Source organism: Aeromonas sp. QDB18 (assembly GCF_027705325.1).
Classification (GTDB): Bacteria; Pseudomonadota; Gammaproteobacteria; order Enterobacterales; family Aeromonadaceae; genus Aeromonas; species Aeromonas caviae.
Genome location: NZ_JAPDBQ010000045.1, coordinates 16,139 through 27,246, shown reverse-complemented (window position 1 = coordinate 27,246; position 11,108 = coordinate 16,139). Strand labels below are relative to the sequence as shown.

General features: G+C 60.7%; 8 protein-coding genes. 5 read left to right on the top strand and 3 right to left on the bottom strand.

Annotated elements, in window-relative coordinates; genetic code table 11:
* Positions 1-61: 61 nt before the first annotated feature.
* Positions 62-244: a DUF4250 domain-containing protein gene (locus OKC30_RS09285; protein WP_160838395.1), complete on the bottom strand. Its 183-nt coding sequence runs from the start codon at positions 242-244 to the stop codon at positions 62-64.
* Positions 245-478: 234 nt separating this feature from the next.
* Between OKC30_RS09285 and OKC30_RS09280 the strand changes: the two genes are divergently transcribed.
* Entirely contained in the window at positions 479-958 is a 480-nt protein-coding gene (locus tag OKC30_RS09280) for a cell division inhibitor (protein ID WP_113978767.1), read from the top strand.
* A gap of 372 nt (positions 959-1,330) precedes the next feature.
* Here the strand turns inward: OKC30_RS09280 and OKC30_RS09275 are convergent, their stop codons facing one another.
* Positions 1,331-2,854, bottom strand: a complete 1,524-nt coding sequence (locus tag OKC30_RS09275) for a fumarate hydratase (protein WP_160838399.1) — start codon at positions 2,852-2,854, stop codon at positions 1,331-1,333.
* A 210-nt stretch (positions 2,855-3,064) separates the two neighbouring features.
* Between OKC30_RS09275 and pabB the strand changes: the two genes are divergently transcribed.
* From pabB to OKC30_RS09260, 3 genes are all read left to right on the top strand, one after another.
* Positions 3,065-4,435 carry an aminodeoxychorismate synthase component I gene (pabB, locus tag OKC30_RS09270; RefSeq protein ID WP_160838401.1) on the top strand — a complete coding sequence of 457 codons (1,371 nt, stop codon included), beginning with the start codon at positions 3,065-3,067 and terminating at the stop codon, positions 4,433-4,435.
* Positions 4,436-4,478: 43 nt separating this feature from the next.
* Complete coding sequence (locus tag OKC30_RS09265) at positions 4,479-5,045, top strand: CoA pyrophosphatase (RefSeq protein WP_113070643.1); 567 nt, start codon at positions 4,479-4,481, stop codon at positions 5,043-5,045.
* 215 nt (positions 5,046-5,260) lie between these two features.
* On the top strand, positions 5,261-6,559 hold the full coding sequence (locus OKC30_RS09260) for a serine/threonine transporter (protein WP_160838403.1): 1,299 nt from the start codon (positions 5,261-5,263) through the stop codon (positions 6,557-6,559).
* Positions 6,560-7,294: 735 nt separating this feature from the next.
* On the opposite strand, the gene sstT is transcribed toward OKC30_RS09260, so the two are convergent.
* Positions 7,295-8,545 carry a serine/threonine transporter SstT gene (gene sstT, locus OKC30_RS09255; RefSeq protein ID WP_010674901.1) on the bottom strand — a complete coding sequence of 417 codons (1,251 nt, stop codon included), beginning with the start codon at positions 8,543-8,545 and terminating at the stop codon, positions 7,295-7,297.
* A gap of 332 nt (positions 8,546-8,877) precedes the next feature.
* Between sstT and OKC30_RS09250 the strand changes: the two genes are divergently transcribed.
* Positions 8,878-10,800 carry a RecQ family ATP-dependent DNA helicase gene (locus tag OKC30_RS09250; protein ID WP_160838405.1) on the top strand — a complete coding sequence of 641 codons (1,923 nt, stop codon included), beginning with the start codon at positions 8,878-8,880 and terminating at the stop codon, positions 10,798-10,800.
* The last annotated feature ends 308 nt before the right edge of the window (positions 10,801-11,108 follow it).

Below are 11,108 nucleotides of genomic sequence, written 5' to 3'. Positions count from 1 at the left end.
GAGAGTATAAGATCACACCCAGATCGGTCGGTCAAATCCTCTTAACATTGCTTCAAAACGTTCACGATCTCGCCCTGGGGTCGTAGTGATACCCGATCTGTTGCAGACGGGTAGCCAGCTGATCTTCTGTCATGTCGTAGTAAGCCAGCAGCTCTTCCAGACCATCACACTCCAGCCGCAGCTTCTCGTTGATGATCCCGAGCAGAATGTTCGCATCCAGTCGTTGCAAGGTACTAACGTCCATCTCGCTCCCTCCTCTCCCCATACAGGACTGTATAACCATGAGCGCCGACCCGAAGTTTGTCTACAGGTTAAAAAACACCCTGTATAAGGAAGATATAAATATTCTTTTTAATCATGGAGTTAAAATCATCCCCTGTTAATCGGCTCACACTTTTAGCCACAAATCACTTGTCACTCCTTGCGAACAGAACTACTGTATGCGCATACAGCATGGTTATTCATACAGGAACGACATATGAGCCAGCCCCTGAATCTTTGCCCCCCTTCCTCCTCTGCCGGTCTGATCACCACCTGGCCCACTCGCCATCAGAGCAAGATGGGACAAGAGCAGCGGCGCGGCCCTCTCCATCAGGAAGCGCCGCTGCTGGATGCCCTGGGGCAACTGAGTCAGTCCGACAGTGGCTGGATCCTGCTCGTCGCCCCGCCAGGTCTGCCCGCCGCCGCGCAATTGCAGGCCAGAGGGATCAATCCTGCCAGGGTGCTTGTCGTGCACGCCCCCAAGATCAAGAATTGGCAGCGCCTGCTGGAGCAGAGCCTGATCAATGGTCACTGTGCCGCCGTGCTGACCTGGCTGCCCGAACAGGTCGCCCTGGACCGGAGCACATTGAACACCCTGGGCCAGCGCGCCGGTGTCCTGACCCGCTTCTTCGAGCCCTCAACCCCTCTGGGTGGGGCACTGAGCTACGGCGGCCAGGATGTCTACCTGAACCACTGATCGCCCCTTCGGCGTAACAGCCAATGCGCCGGCATTGCCCACCGGGTTATCCAGGCTTCCGACCCGGGATGCCATGACGACAAAGCAGCACAGCAGCACAGCAGCACAGCAGCACAGCAGCACAGCAGCACAGCAGCACAGCAGCACAGCAGCACAGCAGCACAGCAGCACAGCAGCACAGCAGCACAGCAGCACAGCAGCACAGCAGCACAGCAGCACAGCAGCACAGCAGCACAGCAGCACAGCAGCAGTAAATTTGCTCAGGCCCAGACCGTCAAATGGGGCCCGTAAAAAAGGCGACCCGAGGGTCGCCTTTCAACATGCTGCTGTACGGGGGCTAATCGCTCTCCGTTTGCATCGAAGTCCGATTGATCAAGCCAGCTTGGTCTCCAGCTCGGCAATTTTGGCGGACCAGTAGGCCGGGCCGGTCTCGTGGATGTTGTTGCCCTGGGAGTCGACCGCCACGGTGACCGGCATGTCTTCCACCTCGAACTCGTAGATGGCCTCCATCCCCAGATCGGCAAAGGCCACCACGCGCGCCTTCTTGATGGCTTTCGCCACCAGATAGGCGGCGCCGCCCACCGCCATCAGGTAGACAGCCTGGTGCTGCTTGATGCTCTCGACCGTCTTGGGGCCGCGCTCGGACTTGCCGATCATGCCGATGAGGCCGGTTTCTCCCAGCATCATGTCGGTGAATTTGTCCATCCGGGTGGACGTGGTGGGGCCAGCCGGGCCGACCACCTCGTCACGCACCGCATCGACCGGGCCCACGTAATAGATGAAGCGGTTGGTGAAATCGACCCCTTCGGGCAGTCCTTCACCCTTTTTCAGCATGTCGGCGATGCGCTTGTGGGCGGCGTCGCGGCCGGTCAGGATCTTGCCGGAGAGCAGCACGGTATCGCCGCTCTTCCAGCTGGCAAGCTCTGCCTTGGTGATACCATCCACGTTGACCCGGCGCACATTGCCACCGGACTCACGGGTGATCTCCGGCCAGTCTTCCAGCCTGGGGGGTGTCAGCTCCGCCGGGCCGGAGCCATCGAGTTCGAAATGCACGTGACGGGTGGCGGCGCAGTTGGGGATCATCACCACGGGCTTGGAGGCGGCGTGGGTCGGTGCGGATTTCACCTTCACATCCAGCACCGTGGTCAGGCCGCCCAGCCCCTGGGCACCGATCCCGAGCTTGTTGACCTTGTCATAGAGCTCGACCCTCAGCTTCTCTTCGGTAGTCTCGGGACCACGGGCAATTAGCTCCTGGATGTCGATGTGCTCCATCAGGGCTTCCTTGGCGAGCACCGCCGCCTTCTCGGCGGTGCCGCCGATGCCGATGCCGAGCATGCCGGGCGGGCACCAGCCAGCCCCCATGGTCGGCACCGTCTTGAGCGCCCACTCCACGATGTCGTCGGAGGGGTTGAGCATCACCATCTTCGATTTGTTTTCGGAGCCGCCGCCCTTGGCCGCGATACTCACTTCCACCTTGTCGCCGGGGATCATGTCGATGTGCACGACAGCGGGGGCATTGTCTTTGGTGTTCTTGCGGCTGCCGGCCGGATCCGCCAGCACGGAGGCGCGCAGCGGGTTGTCCGGATTGGTGTAGGCGCGGCGGGTGCCCTCATCCACCATCTCCTGGACCGTCATGTCGCTGTCCCACTGTACCTGCATGCCGATCTTGACGAAGCAGGTGACGATACCGGTGTCCTGACAGAGCGGGCGATGACCTTCGGCAGACATGCGGGAGTTGATCAGGATCTGGGCCAGGGCATCCTTGGCGGCCGGGTTGATCTCGCGGTCATAGGCGGCCTTGGCGGCCTGCACGAAATCGAGGGGGTGGTAGAAGGAGATGTACTGCAGGGCGTCAGCAATGGAATCGATAAAGTCCTGTTTTCTAATGATGCTCATATCATCCTCACTGGTCCTTGTTATCGCTTGCGCGAGCAAGGGCTTCCATATGAGCCGGGCCTTCGGCAGGTGGCAAATGCACCTGGAGCCGGCAGACTGCGGCGTGTTTTTATAACGGTGTTTTTCTTAAAAATGCCGGCGGCCATGATACGCTTGACCACCGGAACCGGCTAGGGAGCCGGGCGCAAACTGTTGCCTATGTAACAAAAAATGAAACCAAGACTGCATATCCACCATTTCGACCCGCAGGCCTCGCTCCACACCTGGTTCGCCTGCCTGCAACACCAACCCTGGGCCATCCTGCTGGAATCCGCCGGCCCCCTGGGGGCTGACAACGGTTTTGACATCATCAGCGCCGATCCGCTTGCCACCCTGGAAACCCGGGGTACCAGCACCTGCCTCACCCAGGATAACCACCAGCACCATCATGACGGCGATCCCCTCGCCCTGCTCGCCAAGACCCAGCAAGCCCTGCTTGGGGAGCGCGTTGAGGATGACTCGGGATTGCCGTTTATCGGGGGAGCCCTGGGACTCTTTGGCTACGATCTGGGCCGACGATTCGAGCGTCTGCCCGCAGTGGCGCAACAGGACATCCAAGTGCCCGACATGGCGGTCGGGATCTACGACTGGGCGCTGCTGCGAAATGTCGCGACGGGACACTGGCAACTGGCCCACTGGGGTGATGAAGCCGGCCTCGCCCGCAGGCTCGACTGGCTGATGGCGCAGCGCGAACGAACCACCCTCCCCCTTCGCCTGACCGGCCCCTGGCAGAGCAACATGACGCGGGCCGAATACGGGGACAAGTTTGCCCGTATCCAGGCCTATCTGGCGGCGGGGGATTGTTACCAGATCAACCTGACCCAGCGCTTCAGCGCCCCTTATCAGGGAGATGAATGGTCCGCCTATCTAACCCTGAGCGCCGCCAACAAGGCGCCGTTCTCCGCCTTTGTCCGCCTGCCGCACAGCGCCATTCTGAGCCTCTCCCCGGAGCGTTTCCTGCTGCTCGACAAGCGCCATATCGAGACCAAGCCCATCAAGGGCACCCGGCCTCGCCACCCGGATCCCGCCCAGGATGCCAGGGTGGCCGAGTCACTCGCCAGCGCCGACAAGGACAGATCGGAGAACCTGATGATCGTCGATCTGCTGCGCAACGACATCGGCCGGGTGAGCCTGCCGGGATCGGTCACTGTGCCGCATCTCTTTGCCGTGGAATCCTTCCCGGCGGTGCATCATCTGGTCTCCACCATTCACGGAGAACTGGATGCGCGCTGGCAAGAAGTGGATCTGCTGCGGGCCTGCTTCCCCGGCGGCTCCATCACAGGGGCTCCCAAGATCCGGGCGATGGAGATCATCGAGGAGCTGGAGCCGGTGCGGCGCAATGCCTACTGCGGCAGCATCGGTTATCTGAGTCAGCACGGAAGGATGGATACCAGCATCTGCATCCGTACCCTGATCGCCGAAGCCGGTCAGCTGCACTGCTGGGCGGGGGGCGGCATCATCGCCGACTCCGATCCCGACGCCGAATATCAGGAAACCTACGACAAGGTGGCCCGCATCCTGCCACTGCTCGATGCCCTTTGATCCCATCCGGCCCTGCGGGGCCGACACAAGGAGACCCATGGAGATGACGAGTGCCGAGCTGCTGACCCGCTTTTTGCTGCAGCGCCCCGCCCCCGCCCATCGCCTGGCACTGGCCGGGCTCAAACCTGCTGCCGTGTTGATCCCCCTGGTGGAGCGCCCCGAGGGCCTGCACCTGCTGCTGACGCGCCGCAGCGCCGCCCTGCGCCACCACCCGGGACAGATCAGCTTTCCCGGCGGGCGCCAGGACCCGGAAGACCGGGACCTCATTCACACCGCGCTCAGGGAAACCGAGGAGGAGCTTGGCATTCCCCCCTCCCAGATCCGGATCATCGGCAGCCTCACCCCTCTCAATACCGTCTCGCGCTACGATGTGCTGCCGGTCCTCGCCATGCTCGACCCAGGCTACGGGCTGACCCTGAGCCAGGACGAGGTGGCCCAGGCCTTCGAAGTCCCCCTCGCCCACGTGCTGGATCCGGGGCAGCACATAGCCCTGAGCCTGCCAAGGGCGGACGGACGTCACACCATCTATTGGATCCCTTGGGAGCAATCTTTCATCTGGGGAGCCACTGCCAGCATGATCCGCCAGCTTGCCCAACACATCTCGGCATAACATTTCGACAACATGATGAGGTGGGAAATTATCCAGTTAACATTCAAATAACACTGCATTTGATAAATAAATTTTTATTTTTTATTCTTTTGATCACATTTCTACAAGAAAGTACGGGTTTTAGCCGCACAAAGGTGAATTTGATCAACATTTTTGATTAAAAAGAAAGTATTCTTGCGCCGACTAATTAAAACCACACATTCGGGGTGAGATACATGTCCAATACTGTCACTGGCGCACAGGATGTTGCAGCCGCACAGGAGCAAGGAATCAGCTCGGTCCAATCTCGCGCTTGGAGTAAACAAGACACCACCTGGGTGATCAGCCTGTTCGGTACCGCCGTCGGTGCAGGCATCCTGTTCCTGCCCATCAACGCCGGCATGGGTGGCTTCTGGCCGCTGGTAGTGATGGCGCTGCTGGTCGGCCCCATGACCTACCTGGCACACCGTGGTCTGGCGCGCTTCGTGCTCTCCTCCAAGCAGCCCAATGCCGACATCACCCAGGTGGTGGAAGAGCACTTCGGCGTGGGTGCCGGTAAATTGATCACCCTGCTCTACTTCTTTGCCATCTACCCCATCGTGCTGATCTACGGCGTGGGCATCACCAACACGGTGGAAAGCTTCCTGGTCAACCAGTTGCAGATGACGCCGCCCCCGCGCTGGATCCTCTCCATCGTGCTCATCATGGTCATGATGTCCGTGATGCTGGCTGGCGAGAAGCTGATGCTGAAAGTGACCGAGTTCCTGGTCTATCCGCTCATCGCCATTCTGGCGGGCATCTCCCTGTACCTGATCCCGGACTGGACCGGTGCGGCCCTGAATGAAATGCCGAGCACCAAGGATTTCGCCACCACCCTGTGGCTGACCATCCCGGTGCTGGTGTTCTCCTTCAACCACAGCCCGGCCATCTCCAGCTTCGCCCTGGCTCAGCGCCGTGATCACGGTGAGCATGCCGTCGCCAAGTCCGACGCCATCCTCAAGCGCACCGCCATCATTCTGCTGGGCTTCGTGATGTTCTTCGTCTTCTCCTGCGTGATGAGCCTGACGCCGGCCCAGCTGGCAGAAGCCAAGTCCCAGAACATCGCCGTGCTCTCCTACCTGGCCAACCAGCATGCGAGCCCCATCATCTCCTACTTCGGTCCGCTGGTTGCCTTCGTGGCCATCGTCTCCTCCTTCTTCGGCCACTATCTGGGTGCCCGTGAAGGTCTGAAAGGGATGATCGTCCAGAACATGCGCAGCTCCGGCAAGGCACCGAACCACAAGAAAGTGGAGCTGTTCATCATCGCCTTCTTCATCCTGACCCTGTGGGGCGTGGCCGTGATCAACCCCTCCATCCTCGGGATGATCGAATCCCTGGGTGGCCCCATCATCGCCACCATCCTGTTCCTCATGCCCATGTACGCCATCAAGCGCGTTCCGGCCATGGCGAAATACCAGGGTCAGATCAGCAACGTCTTCGTGGCGACCATGGGCCTCATCGCCATCTCCGCCATCCTCTATCAACTGGTCGGCTAAGCCTTCCTGCGATACCGTCGGGCCAGCATCTGGCCCGGCGCCTCCCACAGCCCGGCAGATCTCCTCTGCCGGGCTGTGTTCGTTATGATCATCAGACACTGGACTCAGATGATCAGAGCCCCTCAGATCAAAGACAGCCCTTTCATTCACTCTCTTTCCCCTTGGTGACAGCTTGCCGCTCATATTCCTTTCCCCATGGCACACGACCAAGGCGTGCTGCGTTATCCCGTCATCTGCCGCACGCCATTTGCCTTGCCAGACAGAACACCAGAGCCCTTGTCCTTACCAGGAACGCCCGATCTTCGGGGTTTAGCCCAGAGAGCCCAGATCCCCACCCAATTGAGCCTTTCTTCAAGGCATTCAAGGAAAATACCGGCCACAGGGCGCAGGCAAACCGCCGAGAGGGCCTTGACCGGGCTTCCCGTACAGCGTCCGAAGAGCAGATGACCCCTTCGGTCACCAGAGGGGATGCCACAGGCCGCCATGCTGACAGCACAAACAGCCCGATATGCCCTGCCGAATGCAGTGCCGGGCACGCGGGTACAGGGAATGGCTTGTTGGCGGTGGCGAGAACACGTAAGGCGGCCAACGGGCCCCTCCCGGGAAATCACACAGGGGGATCCGAGCACTGTCAGTGCCATGACACGGCGAGAAGGTGCAGGGCGCCTGACGCGCGCGCAAATAAAAAGCGCCCTCCGAAGAGGGCGCCTGTGCAGAGCGGAAAGTCTGAGGGGATCAAGCTTCGCGGCTGGGGACCGGGGCGGCATCCAGCAGGCTCTCATCCTCGGCCATGCAGGCGGCCGCAGTGAACAGCACGTCGGTGGAGCTGTTGAGGGCCGTTTCGGCGGAATCCTGCAACACCCCGATGATGAAGCCAACGGCCACCACCTGCATGGCGATGTCGTTGCTGATACCGAACAGGCTGCACGCCAGCGGGATCAGCAGCAGGGAGCCGCCCGCCACACCGGAAGCGCCACAGGCACTGATGGTGGCGACGACGGAGAGCAGAATGGCGGTTGCCATGTCCACTTCCATCCCCAGGGTATGCACCGCCGCCATGGAGAGCACGGTAATGGTGATGGCGGCGCCGGCCATGTTGATGGTGGCCCCCAGCGGGATGGAGACCGCATAGGTGTCTTCCGGCAGGCGCAGCCTCTCGGCCAGGGCCATGTTGACCGGAATGTTGGCGGCGGAGCTGCGGGTGAAGAAGGCGGTCACACCGCTCTCTTTCAGGCAGGTCAGCACCAGGGGATAGGGGTTGCGCTTGATCTTCCAGAAGACGATGAGCGGATTGACCACGAAGGCGATGAACAGCATGCAGCCGATCAGTACCACCAGCAGCTGGGCATAGCCAAACAGCGCATCGAAGCCGGTTTCAGCCAGGGTGGAGGCAACCAGGCCCAGGATGCCGAGTGGAGCGCAACGGATCACGGCCTTGACGATGGCGGAAACCCCGTGGGACACATCGGAAATCAGTGATTTGGTGCTCTCATTGGCGTGACGCATGGCGATACCAAGGCCGATGGCCCAGGCCAGGATGCCGATATAGTTGGCTTCCAGCAGTGCTTTCACCGGGTTGGTCACCACGTTGAACAGCAGGGTCTGCAGCACTTCCGTGATGCCCCCCGGCGGCGTGATCTCGGTAGCGCCTGCCACCAGATGCAGGTTGGAGGGGAAGAGGAAGCTCGCCACCACTGCCACGGCAGCCGCCAGGAAGGTACCCAGCACATAGAGCAGCAGGATCGGTTTCATGTTGGTCTTCTGACCCTGCTTGTGGCCGATGATCGCCGACATCACCAGCACGAAGACCAGCAGCGGCGCCACGGCCTTCAGGGCGCCGACGAACAGGCTGCCGAGCAGACCCGCCGCCTTGGCCCACTCGGGCATGAACATCGCAAGAAGGATACCGAATACCAGACCGACTAGGATCTGGCTAACCAGACTGGTGCTGTTGACCAGTCGAATGAGGGGGTGTTGTTGTGTCATCAAGTAGTCCCTGTGCACTCATGGTGCGTGAATCATTAGTCCTGTTGGCAACCAGCCCCGCGCATTGGCACCGGTCCGTTGACGGTGACGCCGTGGGCAGCTCTTCTGGTGGATCTGTCCCGTTCGCGTGGGGTTGCGGACAAGAATATCCCATCTGCCATGGTTTTTTTCCACATAATCACTGAAAAATATCAGGGTTACCTCACAAAAAATCTACAACAATGTGATAACACAATATCAACCACGGTCAAAATGTCACCAAACCAGTCCGATCATCGGCCACCACTGGGCCAGAAGTGATATGATGACGCCCTTTTTCAGGGAGCCTTGCCATGATCACCTCTTTATTGACCCGACACTTCGGCTTTGATCGCTTGCGGCCCGGGCAGGAAGCGGTGATCAGTCGTCTGCTGGCCGGCAAGAGCGCCGCAGCCATCTTCCCGACTGGCGCGGGGAAATCCCTCTGTTATCAATTGCCCGCCCTCGCACTGCCCCACCTGACCCTGGTCATCTCTCCCCTGCTGGCCCTGATGCACGATCAGCTCGCCTTTTTGCGCAGCAAGGGGATCGCCGCCGCCACTCTGGACTCCAGCCAGACAGCGGAAGAGAGCCGGCGCGTGATGCAGCAGGCCAGCGATGGCCAGCTCAAGATCCTGATGATTTCGGTGGAGCGCCTCAAAAATGAGCGCTTTCGCCGCTTCATCGCCCACATCCCCCTGTCACTGCTGGTGGTGGACGAGGCCCACTGCATCTCGGAGTGGGGCCACAACTTTCGCCCCGACTACCTCAAGCTGCCGGATCATCGCCGTGAACTGGCCATTCCCCAGGTGCTGTTGCTGACCGCCACCGCCACCCCGGCCGTCATGGCGGACATGCAGGCAAAATTTGCCATCGACCGGGACGATCTGGTGGTCACCGGTTTCTACAGACCCAATCTGGATCTGGCCGTCCTCCCGCTGGCCGGCAGTGCCCGCGATACATGGCTGCGCGAGGAGCTGCACCGGAATCCGGCCGCCCCCACCATCGTCTACGTGACTCTGCAACACAGCGCAGAGCAGTGCGCCGCGCAGCTACAGGCCAGCGGCATCCGGGCATGCGCCTACCATGCGGGGCTCGATCCCGCCCTGCGCAGCCAGATCCAGCATGACTTCATGGCTGGCAGACTCGACTGCATCGTGGCCACCATCGCCTTTGGCATGGGCATCGACAAGGCCGACATTCGCCGGGTCATTCACTACGACCTGCCCAAGTCCATCGAGAACTACAGCCAGGAGATAGGCCGCGCCGGACGTGACGGGCTTCCCTCCCGCTGCACCGTGCTGGCGAGCCGCGCCCAGTTGCCGGTACTGGAAAACTTCGTCTATGGGGATACGCCGGACAGGGACGCCATCGCGCACTTGCTCGATATCGTGCGCCAGAGCGGCGCCGAGTGGGAATTCAGCCTGCTGCGCCTCTCCAACGAGACCAACATTCGCCAACTGCCCCTCAAGACCCTGCTGGTCTATCTGGAGATGGCGGGGGTCATTGCACCGGCCTACAGCTACTTTGCCGAGTACCGTTTCAGGTTCGTACTGGAAAAACAGGCGATCCTCGCTCGTTTCAATTCCGAACGCCGCCAGTTCCTGGAGCAGGTCTTTGCCTGCGCCCCCCAGGCGCGCACCTGGTGCACCATGGACTTCGAGGCGCTGTGGCAGGGATATCAGGGAGAACGCCAGCGCGCCGCGGCGGCGCTGGACTACCTGCAGCAGCAGGGTTGGATCGAGCTTGAAAGCAAGCAGATGACCGAGCTCTATCGGGTGCTGAGCCAGCAAATCGATACCGTGACCCTGGCCGAAGAGCTGCATGGATTGTTTGAAAAGAAAGAGCAGAGCGAGCTGGCCCGCCTTCAGGCACTGCTGGCCTTTTTCACCTCGACCACCTGCCTCAGCCATGAGCTTGCCCGCTATTTTGCCGACGACGCCGCCCCCGAGCGCTGCGGGCACTGTTCCGTCTGCCGGGGAGAGATCGCCGTGTTGCCGCCGTTGCCATCACCGGGCTTGCCCAACGAGCACGGTTTGCGCGCCTGGTGCGATCCGCTGATCGCCCTGTGCCATCAGCGCCATCCCAGGATCCTGACCCGTTTCCTGTGTGGCATCGCCACCCCGCTGACCACCCGTCTAAAGGCCAGGGATCTGGCCGGTTTTGGCCAGTTGGCGAACCATCCCTTCGCCGAGGTGCTGGCGGTGGTGTCAGCCCTCTATCCCGCCGAATCCTGAGCTTGCAGGTTTGGCGCCGTTCAGGCGCTGAAAAAATAAGACCCTCGCGGATGCGAGGGTCAAGCCAACGGAAACGTGCTTAAACAGAGCTTAGTATCTGCACAATCACCCACTCTCTTGCTAAAGCGATGACTGCTCGACACAGGACCAATCTAGAGCAGCCAGAATGTAGCGTCAATGTAAAAATTAGAGCAAAAGCACCAAGCAAGTAACATTACGTTGACGTAAGCGACACGTCTTTTTACCCTCTATTCCCTGCCGCCCTTGCCCTTGCTGGCACCGCCCCCTGACAAAACAGAGCGTCACCA